This is a genomic window from Mycolicibacterium rhodesiae, from assembly GCF_002086695.1.
Taxonomy (GTDB): domain Bacteria; phylum Actinomycetota; class Actinomycetes; order Mycobacteriales; family Mycobacteriaceae; genus Mycobacterium; species Mycobacterium rhodesiae.
The window spans coordinates 74254-89291 of record NZ_MVIH01000015.1 but is presented as its reverse complement, the minus strand read 5'-3'; the positions used below and the strand labels follow the sequence as shown (position 1 = coordinate 89291).

The following is a 15038-nucleotide window of genomic DNA, read 5'->3' as shown; positions in this document are numbered from 1 at the left end:
GATGCTATCAACGCAGGCCGAGAATGGTGGCGAGTTCGTCATCATGACGATCGCGCCGGAAGCGCTGGGCGGATACCTGTGTTCCGTTGGCCAGGCGGCGACGCAGGCATTCGTCTCCTTCGAGCGCCATCAGGTTGGCGGCGAGCGCCTTGGCGTCGCCGGCGGGGCTCAAGAGTCCGGTGACACCCGGCTCGATGATTTCGGGCGTGCCCCCGGAATCCGTTCCACACACCGGCAGCCCAGCCCGCATGGCCTCGACGGTGACGCGGCCGAAGGCTTCGGACTGGCTGCACATCAGACCGACATGGGCATGTGCCCAATAGCGTGGTACATCGCGAGTCGGGCCGTCAATGGTCACCAGATCGTCGACGCCGAGACGCTGGGCCAGGTTGCGCAGTGGCTGGGGATTACCCGCGCCCACCAGCGTCAGTTCGATGTCTTTGCCCGCACGCCGACTGATGGCGATGGCTTCGATGGCGAGATTCTGTCCTTTGGCTTCAGAGAAATACCCCATCAGGACGGCCCTCATTCGCTCGCCGCGGCGGCGCTCCGGCAGTGTTGCGAGCGGCGAATCGACGACCGGGTAAGCCACGTGGGTCCGCATGGTCGGGACCAGCGCGAGCATGGCTTGCTCGACGGCGTGCGAATTGCAGATCACTGATTCGGACAGCCAATCCATCAGGCGGACGGTGTTGCGGTATCCGAATAGGAACCAGAGCTGATGATCGTCCCGCCCGAATTCTCGTACTACCCAATGGTGCGGGATTCGCAAGATTTTGGCCGCTATCGCGTGCGACGGAATCGTCATGGTGTTGGTCAGGACCATTGTGGGGCGATTGCGTAGGAAAAACACCAACGCTTGCAGGATGCCCGGTAGCAGTATCGCGATATAGGGCAGCCAGCCGATCAGCGCGTGCGGGTCTATGGGCCAGCGGGACCATCGGCCGAAAGCCCACCACGGTGTCCACATGATCTTGGTTCCGAAACCTTCACTGGCGCAACGATCTGCGACTTCACCTTTCTGAGGGATGACGGCGACGATATCGGCACCCGGTTGCTTGGTCCGCAGTGCGAGGAGAATGTCCCGAAAATCGATGACACCACCGCCGCCGAATCTGCTGACGTTGGACACCACCACGATTCGAAGCTTGGCGGCGTCACGGGCTGCAAGCACGGCCAGATTCTACTGTCCTGGGTGTTAGCATCGCCAGCATGTCTGGCAACGGGAGTACTGTGCGGATCGGAGTGCTGGGAGCCGCGCAGATCGCGCCGGCGGCGCTGATCGCCCCCGCGAAGGACAATCCCGAGGTGGTGGTGGCCGCCGTGGCGGCGCGAGATATGTCGCGTGCGCAAGCTTTTGCGGCCGGACACGGTATCGCCCAGGTATACGACAGCTACGAGGCACTGCTGGCCGATCCGGACGTGGATGCGGTGTACAACCCGTTGCCGAATGGCTTGCACGGCAAGTGGACCCGGGCCGCGATCGAGGCGGGCAGGCACGTGCTGTGTGAAAAGCCCTTCACTGCTAATGCGGCCGAGGCCCGGGAGATCGCCAGACTGGCGGCGACGTCCGATCGGGTGGTGATGGAGGCCTTTCACTATCGCTACCACCCGTTAGCGCTGCGCGCAGAGGAGATCGTCGCGTCGGGGGAGCTGGGCACGCTGCAGCGGGTGGATGTCGCTTTCTGTTTTCCATTGCCAAAATTCTCCGATATCCGCTATCACTACGCACTTGCCGGTGGTGCCACCATGGACGTCGGCTGTTATGCGGTTCACATGCTGCGTACCTTTGGCGGCGGCACACCGGAAGTTGTTTCTGCACAAGCGAAATTGCGTGATCCCCGGATAGATCGGGCGATGACGGCGGAGCTGCGGTTCCCCGCCGGGCACATCGGCCGGCTCCGCTGTTCGATGTGGTCTTCCGATCTGCTGCGGATCAGTCTGCGGGTGACGGGTGACCGCGGTGAGCTGTACGTGCTCAATCCCGTCCTGCCGCAGATGTTTCAGCGTTTCGTGGTGCGGTCCGGTGGTCGTAAACGGGTGGAGAAATTCCCGCGCCGCGCCACCTACGCGTACCAGCTGGATGCGTTCGCCGGCGCGGTTCTGCGGGGTGAGCCGGTGAAGACGACGTCGGTGGACGCGATCGAGACCATGACCGTCATCGACGCGATCTACCGCACCGCGGGCCTGCCCCTGCGGGAACCGAGTTGAACCTGGCCTCCCGCTGATGCTGATCCGTAGGCCCGGCTTCGACGAATTCGATTGCGCCAATGACATTCTCAACGAGTGGCTTCATACAATGGCGGCTCCGCAACCAGCTCTCGGGAGGCAGCCGAACCTGGGTCGTTCTTGTTGGCCGACGGTGAGTCACTTTCTACGCGTCGAGTAGCACGGTACGTCTGCATAACCGGGCAACGACACCGGGCGCCCGCAATCAGTCGGATCCATTGTCGGCAGTGCTCCTGGACCGACTTGCCGTCGATGTGGAGCATCAAGGGCGTGGGCTCGCGGCTTCTACATGAAGTCATGAAGTAAGGGTTCGTGCCGTCGCCTGTATTGGCGGGACCCTGGCAAAGTCGTAGCGTTGACCTGCGGTGATTGGTGTGTCACGCGCCGGGCAGGGTGAGTTCTGGCGTGGGCCAGCATGGCACCGGGGCGGCGATCACCGAACGCGGCGGGCAGTACGTCCGCACGGTTAGAGACAATCGGCCTCGCTGCGCAAGTAGTTGAAAAGACTTCTATGGAAACAGATTCCGGTCCCGGATCGCAGCACCGAACGCGGTCACGGCCTCAGTGTCACGCTTGTACGCAGGGTCGCCGAGTTCGCTGCTGGGATCGGATTCCCCGGCACACTCCAGGTGCTGCCCGACGCCTATCACGGCCGGATCGCCGGATGGCTGCACGGACACTGGCATATCGAGAACTGGCTGCCCTGGGGCCGCGACGTCGCCTACGCAGAGGATCACTCGCAAAGCCGGACGGGCAGCGGTCCACAGGTCATGGCCAGCCTGAGTGACACCTCATCGGCCTGCTCCGCCCGACCGGACATACCAACATCGCCGCCGCCCTGCGCCACCACGCCCGTGACCATCACCGCGCGATCGAACTACTTCCGACAGGGTGAGATACGACTTTGCCGAGTCCTAACTGTATTGGCTGCTCGCGTGACCCATAACTGGCAATTCCGGCCACGGTAGCTGGAACCTGTTCTAGCATCACGTCCGGTTACCTAACGGGAGAGAGAATTAATGCCAGACAGCGCGGGCCGGGTACGCATCGGCATCCTGGGTGCGTCCGGTTTCGCGCCGACGACGATGCTCAACCCGGCCAGGGACAATCGTGATGTCGTGGTAGCTGCGGTTGCATCCCGAGATCAGCCTGGTGCCGACGAGTTCGCCGCCAAGTACGGCATCCTCACGGCATACGGCAGCTACGAGGCGCTGATCGAAGATCCCGACCTGGATGCCGTCTATATTCTGGTGCCGACCAGCCTGCACGGTAAATGGACCAAGGTGGCGCTCGCCGCGGGCAAACACGTACTGGTCGAGAAGCCGTTCACAGCCAATGCCGGCGAGGCCCGGGAAATCGCAGACCTCGACGCGCAGACGGACCGCGTGGTGATGCACGCGATCCAGTTCCGCCACCATCCGCTGACCCAGCGGGTCGAAGAGATCATCGCCTCCGGAGAGATCGGCACCCTGCGGCGGGTGGAGGTCAACTTGTGTGTGCTGCTGCCGACCTTCAAGGCCAACTGCTACAACTACGCGATGGCCGGCGGAGCGATGATGGACGCCGGAAGTTACGTGACCAACATGGCCCGCACGTTCGGCGGCTCGACCCCGGATGTTGTGTCGGCACAGGCGAAATTGCAGAAACCCAAGGTGGATCGTGCCATGACGGCCGAGCTGCAGTACGCGGCCGGTCACACCGGCCGGCTGCGGTGTGCGCTGTGGTCGGGGAGGGGTTTCTGGGCGAGCGCCAAGATCGTCGGTGACGACGGCGTACTGCGCTGGCTCAGTCCGGCGGCACCCAACGTCTTCCCGCGGCTCTGGGTCCGGTCGGCCAATGGCAAACGGACCGAACGTTTTTCGAGCCGCACGACCTATTCCTACCAGTTGCAGGCATTCGCCGATTCGGTGCTACGCGGTGCACCGGTGCGGACGTCGTCACTGGATGCGGTGGAGAACATGGGTGTTATCGACGCGGTGTATCGCGCCGCGGGGCTGCCCATTCGTGAGCCGAGCTGATCGGCTCGGCCGACGGAACCGCATGGAGGGTAAATCGTGGCGGAATCCGGCGCTCGAAGATGTATTCGACCCGCGCAACAATGCATTGAACGTATGGCGGCTGATCCTGGCAACCGGGGTCGTCTTCTGGCATTCTTGGCCGCTGACCGGGCGCCACATGTCGTTCGTCCCCGCCGCGCAGCTTCTTGCTAATGGGTGGGTCGACGGTTTTTTTGCGGTCTCCGGGTTCCTCATCACCTGGAGCTGGTTCAGACAGCGCCGGGCCCGCGACTACTTCCTCGCGCGGGCATTGCGGCTGTTTCCAGGGTTGTGGGTGTGCCTGGCGGTTACGGCATTTGTGATCGCGCCGATCGCCGTGGCAATTCAAACGGGAGGGTATGCCGCCACCACGATGCTGCTATCGCCCGGGCCATTCGAGTACGTTCTGGGCAACAGTGGCCTGAACCTGCTGAAGCACGATATCGCGGGGACCCCGAACGGGGTTCCGTGGCTTGGTGAATGGAACGGCTCACTGTGGACCCTGTTTTGGGAAGCATTGTGCTACTTCATGGTTGCCGTGCTCGGGGCGGTAGGAGTATTGCGCCGCCGGTGGGCCATCCCGGTGCTGCTGTTGATGATGCTGATCTGGACGTTGACGTTGCCACCTGTTCCGGCACTCGTTGATGCGCCGCCGGGGGCACACGTGCACGTCGACGCGGCCAACAATCTGCTGATCGTGAGCGGGTTGGCCACGAGGTTCGGGCTGATGTTTCTGGCGGGCGCGTTCCTGTACCGATTCCGGGACGTGATTCCCGCACGGTGGTCGTTGGTCGCGGTCTCGTCCGTTGTCGTTCTCGCGTCGAGCGCGCTACCCAATTATCGCGTGATTGCCGCTATTCCGATGGCATATGCGATTATAGTGTCGGGCGCTCTTGTCCGTAATAAATATTTCTCACTGAACACGGATCTGTCGTACGGCATCTATATCTACGCATTCCCGGTGCAGCAATTACTGGTGATGAGTGGGCTCGCATTCTTGAATCCGGTTGTGTTCGCGATTGCCGCGGTGCTTGCCACGGTGCCATTGGCTGCCATGAGCTGGTTTCTTGTCGAGAAGCGGGCGATTACCCTGAAATCCCGCCTCATTAAGAAAGATTCCGCCGCAGATGCTATCGGGCCAACGTCCCCAGGCCCGTGATCTCCAGACTCACCGATTTACGCAGGCCGGCAGCTCCGATCATGAACGCGATATCGCCGATCGGCGCGCCGAGCCAGAACCGCCAGAAACGTTTGGTGAAGATCTTCCACAGGTAGCGGCCGTCCAAGAGGTGCATCGTGACAGCGGCCAGGTAGTACATCACCCGCTTCGCCGGCGACGTCACCATCTCGGCATTCATTTCGCCGATTTCAAGCCCCCAAGCCCGGTATTTCCATTCCAGCCCGTACTTGTTCTGGAAGTCGAAGAATGCTCGCATTTCACCATTGGTGACCAGATATTCGTCGAAGACGAGGATCGATCCTTCGGTGAAATGGTGCTTGCACGTCTCCAGCCCGTGCAGGCAGCTTTCGTAGGTATCCAGATCCATGTGGAAAAGCCGGATCGGAGTGCCTGGCCGTTCGGCCAGAAAGAGCGCCAGGGTGTCATAGGTGCTGCCCTTCACGAACTGGACCTGACGGCCGAGGGCGTCGGGAACACCATCGTGCACCGTCACACCGGTGTCCTGCATGAACCGCTTTGCGAGTGGGTCAGACAAGGAGAATGTTCCCTGTTTGATGAGGAATTGGTCTTCGATCTGCCAGTCTTCGACGAGCCCCTCGAAGGTGTCGAAGCCGTACACCGGGCGGCCCGACGCTTGCGATGTCAACCGTGTTGACCAGCCGATCCAGACACCCAGGTCAAGGAGGAGCTCGTCGGAATTTTCCGGTGACGACGCCGGAAGTTGCGACGCTTCCCACAGCAGGGGGTGGCCCTGGATTCGGCGGCTGCGCAACTCCGGAAGCGAGCGGGTGATGAATTCCTGATATTCGTCGTCGTACACCCTGATATCGCGGGCGTACAGATTGGGAATGTAGTGGTCGCGGCCCCGGTAAATAAGGCGCACGCACAGCACGCCCAGCAGAACTGCTCCGATGGTGGCGAGGAGGATCGGTGCGAAATAGCAGGCCGTCGCCACACCGAGGGCAATGACGATGAGCACTGCTCTCCAGATCCGATGGATATTCGTCCGGTCCAGTGATTCGCTCCGTTCAGACAGGCCGCTGCGTTCAGACAGCAAAGTGCGCCTCGTTCACGTGGGCGGCCACCCGCAAGGCGTTGGCCGCGACGGTCAGGCTCGGATTCAGGCCGGCACTGGACGGAAAGAACGAGGTGTCCACGACGTACAGGTTGTCCACCTCGTGCGCGCGGTTATCAGTGTTCAGCACGCTGGTTTCCGGATCGTCACCGAAGCGGCAGGTGCCGCAGACGTGCCCCATGTTCGTGTTGTCCTTGCCGCTGCCCAGGCCGCGGGTGGGAAACGGTTTCAGCATGTCTTTGAACAATCGCAGGAAATCCTTGTGGCGCTGCAGTTCTCCCGCGCGCAACCGGTAGTGCATCCGTATCCGCTGACGCCCGTCGGTGCCGGGGTGATCGGGCACCAGCACACGGTTGTCCGCATACGGCAAGTCCTCCATCATCGCGGCCAGGATCACCCCGCCGGTGAAGAACTTTTCGTAGACCCGGCGTACCGCCGGGCTCGCCAGGCGAAGTGCCTTCGGTCCCGGGCCGGGGCGGTTGATCACCCATTCCATCGGGGGTATCGCGCCGAATGACTGCACGGTGCCGTACTTGTGGCCCTGGTAGAAGTAGAAATCGTTGAGTCCGATCTCCTTGTTGGCGGCCGTGATCCGTGCGCCGGGCTCCGGCCAGACCATGATCGGGTCGAGCAGGTGGCGCATCAGGTTGCGGCCCACCATGTCTGAGCCGTTGGCCAGTCCCCGCGGCCAGTCGCCGGAGCGGGAGTTGAGCAGCAGGACCGGGGTGGCCAGCGCGCCGGCCGCCAGCACGACGACTTTCGCGGTCAGGGCCAGCCGCCCCGACGGATGTTCGCAGATCACCTTCCGCACCCCTCGGCGGTCGGCCTCGAGATGAAGCACCCGGCACTGTGTCAGTAGCCCCGCGCCGTGCTCGGCCACCGCCGGTGCCAAGCCGTTGCGGGCAGAGTCGTTCTTACACGTTTTGTCGCACAGAAAGGTCTGGCAGGTGGCACACCCGGCGGTGTAATCGCAGGCCATCGGCAGGTGATAGGGGTGTAGCCCGCGCCCGGTCAGATGGTCCACCAGCGGTCGGTTGTCCGCCGAAAATGGCGGCGCCGCAGGCAGGTCAGTGCCCGAATCTGGCCGCAGCGGGTCGGACTGGCCGCGGACTTGCAGGAGCTTCTCCGCTTCGGCGTACCAGGGTCGCAGCTGGTCGTAGGTCACCGGCCAGGCCTCGGGCACGGTCGAATCGCCGGGATCGGCGAAATTCTGCCGGGGCGTGAAGTCGCGGGCGAAGAATCGTTCGCAGACCATGCCGTACAGCGCCGACGAGCCGCCGGTTCCGCTGCCGATGAACGGCACGAAGCGCTTCCCGCGGCGTCCGCTGATGTCTTCGACCTCATCGGTCGAGCGCCCGGCGCGGGCCAGGGCGTCGAGGTAGGTGGCCGCGGACCGGGTCGCCATCGGCTCGGCCAGCTCCGGCATCGCGGCCCGGATCGTGCCCGGGACATCGGGGAGCGTCGAGCGGCCCTTCTCGAGGAAGAGCACCCGGCGGCCGGCCCGGGCCAGCCGGTAGCCCAGCATCCCACCCCCCATGCCGGTGCCTACGACGATCACATCCCACTCGATGCGTTCCGTCTCGCGCGCAGAAGGTGCGCCGTCAGCCAAAATCGAGCTCCTCAGCGTGATAAGCCCAAAGTTGGTCCTGGCCTGGGCGATTCGGGATCGTATCAACGTCCGCGTTGGACGGAGGGTAGAACGCAGGATTGCCCGTCACTGTGGGCGTCATTTACGGTCTCGGGTACCCGTCCCGCCGCTATCATGTGTTGCGTGATCGAGCTCGATTCCGTAGCTAAAACGTTCGACGGTGACGTGCAAGCACTGTGCGACGTGAGCTTTTCCGTTCCTGCGGGGTCGGTGTGTGCTTTGCTCGGGCATAACGGGGCGGGGAAGACGACCGCGGTGAACATCCTGACCACGCTGCTGCGGCCGACATCCGGGCGGGCGATGATAGGCGGGCATGATGTCGTCGCCGAGCCTGCTCTGATCCGGCAGAACATCGGTGCCACCGGGCAGCTGGCCTCGCTGGATTGGCAGCTCACTGGCCGTGAGAACCTCACGCTGTTCGGCCGGTTGCGGGGCCTACGGCGTAAAGAGGCGCAGCTACGTGCGAGGCAACTGATTGACCAGTTCGACATGGGACATGCCGCAGACCGGAAAGTTTTCACCTATTCACTCGGGATGTTACGGCGCATCGATATCGCGGTATCGCTGGTGGTGACGCCGACGGTGCTGTTTCTCGACGAGCCGACCACCGGGCTTGATCCGCGTAGCCGTCGTGATGTGTGGAATTTGGTGTCGTCGTTGTCGGCACAAGGGGTGACGGTGCTACTCACCACGCAGTACCTCGAGGAAGCCGATGTGCTCAGCGATTCGATCGTGGTGCTCAACCATGGGCGAGTGGTGGCGAGTGGGACCGCGGAAAGTCTCAAGCGTTCTATAGGGGTCACCTACTGCACGGTGACTCCGGTCGATCCGGACCGATTGTCCGCGATCCTGGCTGCTGTCGCCGATCTGGGTGAAGCGCATGCCGATCCGCAGGAAGGCACCGTCTCCGTGCCGGCGCCCAACGGCGTCGCGACCCTGAGTGAGGTGATTCGCCGGACCGATCAACTTGGCATTGAGCTCGCGGACATCTCGCTGCGTAAGCCCTCGTTGGATGAAGTGTTTTTCCACCTCACGGCGGGCGCCACCGCTTGAGCGCTGTTGTCGCACTCACTGAACGGACGGTCCGCGCAACGCTGCGCAGCGATTTGCCGCTTGCGATTGTCGCGCCCGTCGGAAATCTGATCGCCTTCAATTTTCTGCTGAGCGGTGTGATCGATACCGGGGGTATGAGCTATGCGCAATACGTCCTGCCGGTCATCGTTATCCAGGCGGTCTTTCTGGGCGCGCTGACGACGGTCGAGCGCGCGGCCACCGACCAGCGCACGGAATTCGGGAAACGGCTTGGCACCATGCCGATTTCGACGGTGTCCCCGTTGATGGCGCGCATGCTGTACTGCCTCATGCGGGGTGCACTGTCCTTGCTGGCTGCGCTTGCCGTCGGATATGCCTTCGGGTTCCGGATATCCGGCGGCCTCGGCTATGTCCTGGCGTTCACCGTGTTGACCTTGATGTTCACGCTGGCTCTTTCGCTGGCCGCGGACGCCGCTGGGTCCAGTGTCGCGACAGCGGCGGCCAGCCAATTATTCGTCGCTCCACAGATGCTGCTGGTGGTGCTGTCCACCGGGCTTGCACCGCTGGACTCATTCCCCGACTGGGTGCATCCCTTTGTGCGGGATCAGCCAGTGTCGCAGGTGACGGAGGCTCTGCGGGGTTTCGCCGGAGGCCATGTCGTGGCCAGTAATCTGATTGCCTCGGTGGCGTGGTGTGCTGGTCTGTTCCTGGTATTCGGCACACTGGCGATACGGATGCAGAGGCGGACGGAATGATATTCGTTGCGCGACCGCGCAATTCGCTGGCCACCGAAATCATGATTTTCACTGGCCGGCAAATCCTCCACTGGCGCCGTGAACCCATAGTGCTGGTGCAGGCACTGATCCTTCCGGCATTTCTGCTGGTCACTTATAAGCTACTGGTCGGCAAGTCGATACTGCGGATCACCGGCACCGACAGTATCTACGGTCTTGTGCCGATGTGCGCCATTGCCGGGGCCATGCTCGGCACGTTTGCCGCCGCCAATTCCCTCAATCTCGAACGCGGGTCTGGCCTGCTGAGCCGATTCTGGGTGCTGCCGGTTGGCCGGGCCAGCGCGCTGACCGGCCGGCTGGTTGCCGAGGCACTCCGGACGCTGATGAGCACGGCATTGATCACGGCGGTCGGCGCGATGCTCGGGCTCCGGCTGAACGGCGGAGTGCTGGCAGCCATCTTGTTTGTCCTGGTACCGGTCCTGATCGGTGCAGTTTTTTCGATGGCAGTTGTCGCGATCACGATGCGCACCAGAACCCCGGGAGTGCTGGTCTGGCTGGGGGTGCCGGCTACCGGCGCGGTGTTCACCAGTGCGGGTGTGCCGCCGCCGGAACGGTTTCCGGGATGGCTGCGGCCGGTGGCGCACGTCAATCCGATGACATCGGTGGTCGACACCATGCGCCATCTCGCCCTAGGTGAACCCGCGTTCTGGCCATTGATGACGATGCTGGCCTGGGTTGCGGTGCTGACCGTAATACTGATGCCGCTGGCTATCACCGGGTACCGCGCTGCGGCGGTGTCCAGGCACTGAGTCACGGGTATTTGCCCGAATTATCGGTGACGTCAACCTTCTCCGTCTATGGTCGACGGCGATGAAATCCATGAGGCGCTTCAAGCGTGCAAAGTTCTCGGAGCGCCGAAACGGTGAGCCGCTGCCCGTCGTGCTGTGGTGCCCCGGGGGCAACGTCCCCGACGGCCTACTGTCGGCTACTGAGCGCGCTGAGGTGTTGGTGCTCGACTCACGTGATCCGGGTTATGAAATGGGTGCGCTGCATCGAGCTTCCGCAACATACAGCCGATTTGTATTTCTCAAGGATTCGGTCACCATCCTGAAGCCCGACATCTTCTGGCCGATTGTCGACAGCGTCGACGGTCCGGTATGGCTTAGCGCTCCGCCCAGTATGTACCTGGGCATCTACGATTCGCGAATTTTTATGCGCAAGATGGATCGTGCGAATACCGACACTAAATTCGACTCAATCGAATGGGAATGGAAATTCCGCCGCAGCTTCAACTGGCCCGTGCTCTGGCCTGATATCGGGGATACGACGGCGAAACGTGTTGACTATATCGAAGGGCAGCCTGAATTGGTTGTCGGAAACGAGATATGGGAGAAACATAAGGGATCGGTCAACTGGTGCGGCAAGTGTGAGACATGCGTCAAGCTGAAACGGCATCTCAGTGTGAGTGGTATCTGCGAAAAATTGCTCAAGGAATTCGTATGAGCATATACCTTGTGCGCCACGGCCAATCGGTGCTTAACGCTGCTGGAATCCGGCACGGGCGCGAGGTGGACCCGCCGCTGACCGATCTGGGCATCCAACAGGCGAAGATAGCCGGTGATGAGCTCCGTCGGTTGTGTGATGCGCCGCCGCTGATTCTGTCGTCCCCGGCCACTCGCGCGAGGCTCACCGCCGACTGGATTGTTCGGCTGACCAGTGGTGATCACCGACCGGGAATCGTTGCGCTGGATGAGCGCCCGTACGACTCTGCGATGCGCACGTGGGCTGAGACGTGTGACCATGCGGCAGAACGGGCGTGGGCGGTCATTGAGTCGATGCACGTTCACATGCAGTCGGTTGCCGTTGTTGTTGTCACTCACGCCGGCGTGATCAAAGGTCTGACCGCAAGTACGGTGACTCCGCCGAACGGCAGCGTGACGACGCTGGATGCGGAAAAGATTGACGTGCGGCGCGCCCAGGAGGAGAAGTGCTGATGAGGCGCTTGGTCGCGGGAGCGGCCTCTCACTCCGAGCGCACGATCTTGCTGAGCACGGTGCTGTTGGCGTCAGCTGTGTCGGCGGTAGTGGGTTATGTTCTGATGCAGTATTTCGCGGTCGATGTACCTTCATCTATTATTTCCGGAATACCCGAGGACTGTTACATCGGTGGGGCGGTCAGCATTGGTCGGCACTGTTTCACGGACCACGCGACTGCGTCGCTTGTCGGGATGCAACCAAACCCGTTTGACTACCAGTATTTCTTGCCGCAATTGGATCGTCCGGCCACAGGGAACTATCCGGCGGCTGCCTATATCCCGCATTTAGTGTTTGAGCTTCCCGCCCGCTGGCTGGGCGTGCCGGCCGTAGGGCTGGTCGGCTACCTGATTGCTTTGACGATAGCTGTCATGTCCGCCGCTATTTGGGCGGCTCGCACTGCACGTGGTCTGGACTGGGCGGTGATCATCGTTGCGCTGGGTGCGGCTGCCATTCCGGCCTGGGCTGCGGTCGATACGGGGAATTCGGCTGGGTTTTTGGTGCCGATTGGGCTGGTTTTTCTTGTGGCTTTGCGGCGGCAGCGGTGGGCGCTCGTTGCGGTGATGGTGATTCTGGCGACGTTGGTCAAGCCGCAGTTCGTTGTCCTTGGTGTGGTGTTGTTGGCAGCGCGTCAATGGAAATGGAGTGGCATTGCTTTCGGTGGTGCCGCGGCGGCCAGTATCGCCGCCTTTGCGCTGTGGCCACGAGATTTTCCGAGGACAATCGTGCAATCGATTGATGGCCTCATCGGATACGGTAACCAGGGTGGTGGTCCACAGAATGCATCGTTCGGCACTTTTTTCCAATTGATTGCAGTCTCCGTCAAATTTTTCCACACGGGCGTAGTTCCTGACGACCGTTATTTCAGTGGTGTGCGATCACTGATCGCGTATGGCACCCTCGTGGTGATTGTTGCCGCCGTGTTGGTGGTGGGGAGGCGTATCCCACCGGTTATGGCAGGTGTGGTCCTGTTGCCGACGGCCGCGCTTTTTCCACCGGCCGTCAATATTTACTATCTGGTGTTCGTTTTGCCGATAGCGGCGATCGTTGTCCGCGACCCTGACGGGCCACCGGGCAGCGGTATATTCGACCAGTTCGCCGCCGGAGGTGACCGGCGGCGTGCGCCCGGGATTTGCGTCAGCCTGGCCGTGGCATTCAGCATCGCCCATCTGCCACTTGCCATTTCTCGGCCAGCCGAATTTCCGATCTATGCTCAGTTCGGCGCCAGGGGTATAACCGGTTACACACCGATGGTGGGGACGACTATGGTGTTCATGGGCTTCTGGTGGCTGGTCACTTGCATCGTAATCCTCGCCTCCTACGCACGAAGAGCTGGTCAAGTAACCGCTGGCGCTGAGACTTTCGATAGCCCCCCGTGAGCTGCATGTTCGTCGGATTGGGAGTTTCGATGGCCTAATACCTAATAAAGGGGATTGTGGAGAGCCCGGTAACATAACGGGACCTCGGGACTCGCCACCGTCTGGGGGATCTGGTAATACAACAATAAGACTTATTCAAGGTCCTCGAGGTACCTATCCGTGCGACCTCAGTCTGGCGATGAGCTGTAGGGCTGGTCGGTGAGTCGCTGTCGGGATAGGGGTCGAGGTCTTCCGATGATGGGAGTCCTCATCGGAGTGTGGTTCGGTCCGAGTGCGCGAGGGTGACCCCACGCTGGGTAATCACGATGTCAGGCCAGTTGTTCAGCCAGTGCCGGTCACCTCGCCACCGTGGGCCGGGGCAGCGTTCGCTATTGTCTGGCACCTTCACGAGAGAGACTGGTGGAGTTGGTGCTGGTCGACAAGACACGTCCACTGCAGCAGGGTGCTCTGCTCACGGCGCGGGCGCTGCGCATGCGGGCTTGCCCTAGCGGGGGTGCATTCGGATGTGCCGCGGCGGCGATGGCACACCGCCTCGTGGACTGCGTGCTCCAGTACTGAGGAATGCCGCCGTCCACCTTCAGGATCGAGTGCGCCGGGAAGACCAAAGGAACGTTAGGATACTCGTTATTACCGCCCCTGCGCGCCACCCCATTGTCGAGGCCGATCTGGACCGGATCCTCCAAGCCCCGCTGCCCTGGGGGCGATTTGCAGGGCGGACGGTGTTGGTAGCGGGGGCCGCGGGATTCCTGGGCGTCTACGTCGTGGAGACGCTGCTGCGTATGAACGAGTCCCGGAATCTGGCTCCGGTCCGGGTGTTGGCTCTGGCCCGGCGGGGCGAAGCGCTCGAGGAGCGGTTCGGAGCCCATGGTTCTCGGGACGACTTGCGCTTCTTGGTGCAGGACGCGTGCGCTCCGGTGCCTAGGGACGAGCCGGTCCATTTCATCGTCCACGCCGCCAGTCCGGGCACGCCGCGGGCCTTCGGCCGGGATCCCGTTGGCACCTTCGCCGCCAACGTATTCGCGACCCGGGAACTGCTGGAGCTTAGGCCGTCGGACGGGTTCCTGTTCTTCAGCTCCGGGGAGGTGTATGGCCTGGGCAACGACCAAGTCATTCCCACCCACGAGGACGCGTACGGGTTCTTGGATCCGACTCAAGTGCGGTCCTGCTACGGCGAGGGCAAGCGCGCCGGGGAGACACTGTGCGCCTGCTATGCGGCCCAGCAGGGCGTCCCCGCCACTATGGTGAGGATCTTCCATACCTACGGACCAGGCATGCCTCTGGGCGACGGCCGCGTCTTTTCCGACTTCGTAGGCGACGCCCTAGCAGGCCGCGATCTGGTGATGCGCAGCGACGGCCGAGTGAGCCGGGCCTTCTGCTACCTGGCCGACACCGTCGAGGGCTGCTTCACGGTCTTACTCAAGGGCGCCGCCGGCACGGCCTACAACGTCGGCAATGACCGGGCGGAGTTGACCGTGTTAGAGCTTGCGAATCTGATCGCCGAGCTGGAGCCGGAACGTGGGCTGCAGTTGCGCCGGGAGTCAGCAGCGGCCGCCGATCCGTACATGCCGAGTCCAATCCGGCGGGGCTGTCCCGACGTGTCCCGCCTGCGCGGCCTGGGTTGGGCGCCTCGGACCGGCCCGCAGGAGGGCTTCCTTCGAACGCTCAAGAGCTTCCGATGAAGTGGGTGGAGAG

General features: G+C 62.4%; 13 protein-coding genes. 10 read left to right on the top strand and 3 right to left on the bottom strand.

The features are described 5' to 3' along the window. Positions 1-7: 7 nt before the first annotated feature. A complete protein-coding gene (locus BST42_RS23670) occupies positions 8-1174 on the bottom strand; it encodes a glycosyltransferase family 4 protein (RefSeq protein ID WP_083121763.1) in 1167 nt (388 codons plus the stop codon). A gap of 38 nt (positions 1175-1212) precedes the next feature. Between BST42_RS23670 and BST42_RS23665 the strand changes: the two genes are divergently transcribed. The 3 genes from BST42_RS23665 (at position 1213) to BST42_RS23655 (ending at position 5424) form a co-directional block, all read left to right on the top strand. Further along, positions 1213-2211, top strand: coding sequence for a Gfo/Idh/MocA family protein (locus BST42_RS23665; RefSeq protein WP_083121762.1), 999 nt, complete (start codon positions 1213-1215; stop codon positions 2209-2211). Between the two features lie 1037 nt (positions 2212-3248). Further along, positions 3249-4247, top strand: coding sequence for a Gfo/Idh/MocA family protein (locus BST42_RS23660; protein WP_083121761.1), 999 nt, complete (start codon positions 3249-3251; stop codon positions 4245-4247). Positions 4248-4269: 22 nt separating this feature from the next. Beyond that, complete coding sequence (locus tag BST42_RS23655; protein WP_083121760.1) at positions 4270-5424, top strand: acyltransferase family protein; 1155 nt, start codon at positions 4270-4272, stop codon at positions 5422-5424. Here BST42_RS23655 and BST42_RS23650 read toward each other — a convergent pair. Together BST42_RS23650 and BST42_RS23645 are read right to left on the bottom strand one after the other, a co-directional pair. Further along, a complete protein-coding gene (locus tag BST42_RS23650; protein WP_237159572.1) occupies positions 5396-6424 on the bottom strand; it encodes a class I SAM-dependent methyltransferase in 1029 nt (342 codons plus the stop codon). The two genes, BST42_RS23655 and BST42_RS23650, sit on opposite strands and share 29 nt — an antisense overlap. A 67-nt stretch (positions 6425-6491) precedes the next feature. Next, entirely contained in the window at positions 6492-8129 is a 1638-nt protein-coding gene (locus tag BST42_RS23645; RefSeq protein ID WP_083121759.1) for a GMC oxidoreductase, read from the bottom strand. A 162-nt stretch (positions 8130-8291) separates the two neighbouring features. On the opposite strand from BST42_RS23645, the gene BST42_RS23640 reads away from it, so the two are divergent. The 7 genes from BST42_RS23640 (at position 8292) to BST42_RS23615 (ending at position 15025) form a co-directional block, all read left to right on the top strand. Beyond that, complete coding sequence (locus BST42_RS23640) at positions 8292-9221, top strand: efflux ABC transporter ATPase subunit, DrrA-related (RefSeq protein ID WP_083121758.1); 930 nt, start codon at positions 8292-8294, stop codon at positions 9219-9221. After that, entirely contained in the window at positions 9218-9955 is a 738-nt protein-coding gene (locus BST42_RS23635; protein ID WP_083121757.1) for an ABC transporter permease, read from the top strand. Before BST42_RS23640 ends, BST42_RS23635 begins: the two co-directional genes overlap by 4 nt. Next, positions 9889-10743, top strand: coding sequence for an ABC transporter permease (locus BST42_RS23630; protein ID WP_237159571.1), 855 nt, complete (start codon positions 9889-9891; stop codon positions 10741-10743). The genes BST42_RS23635 and BST42_RS23630 overlap by 67 nt, the downstream gene beginning before the upstream one ends. 61 nt (positions 10744-10804) lie before the next feature. After that, positions 10805-11437, top strand: coding sequence for a hypothetical protein (locus tag BST42_RS29425; protein WP_133057510.1), 633 nt, complete (start codon positions 10805-10807; stop codon positions 11435-11437). Further along, positions 11368-11928, top strand: coding sequence for a histidine phosphatase family protein (locus BST42_RS23625; protein ID WP_083121755.1), 561 nt, complete (start codon positions 11368-11370; stop codon positions 11926-11928). The genes BST42_RS29425 and BST42_RS23625 overlap by 70 nt, the downstream gene beginning before the upstream one ends. 89 nt (positions 11929-12017) lie before the next feature. Further along, entirely contained in the window at positions 12018-13346 is a 1329-nt protein-coding gene (locus BST42_RS23620) for a glycosyltransferase 87 family protein (protein ID WP_165760913.1), read from the top strand. A gap of 719 nt (positions 13347-14065) precedes the next feature. Further along, positions 14066-15025, top strand: coding sequence for an NAD-dependent epimerase/dehydratase family protein (locus tag BST42_RS23615; protein WP_165760912.1), 960 nt, complete (start codon positions 14066-14068; stop codon positions 15023-15025). Positions 15026-15038 lie beyond the last annotated feature (13 nt).

Excerpts from the sequence above, each read along its gene's own strand:
- BST42_RS23660 (WP_083121761.1), top strand. The coding sequence starts at position 3,249 with ATGCCAGACAGCGCGGGCCGGGTACGCATCGGCATCCTGGGTGCGTCC.
- BST42_RS29425 (WP_133057510.1), top strand. The coding sequence starts at position 10,805 with ATGAAATCCATGAGGCGCTTCAAGCGTGCAAAGTTCTCGGAGCGCCGA.
- BST42_RS23655 (WP_083121760.1), top strand. The coding sequence starts at position 4,270 with ATGGAGGGTAAATCGTGGCGGAATCCGGCGCTCGAAGATGTATTCGAC.
- BST42_RS23625 (WP_083121755.1), top strand. The coding sequence starts at position 11,368 with ATGCGTCAAGCTGAAACGGCATCTCAGTGTGAGTGGTATCTGCGAAAA.
- BST42_RS23665 (WP_083121762.1), top strand. The coding sequence starts at position 1,213 with ATGTCTGGCAACGGGAGTACTGTGCGGATCGGAGTGCTGGGAGCCGCG.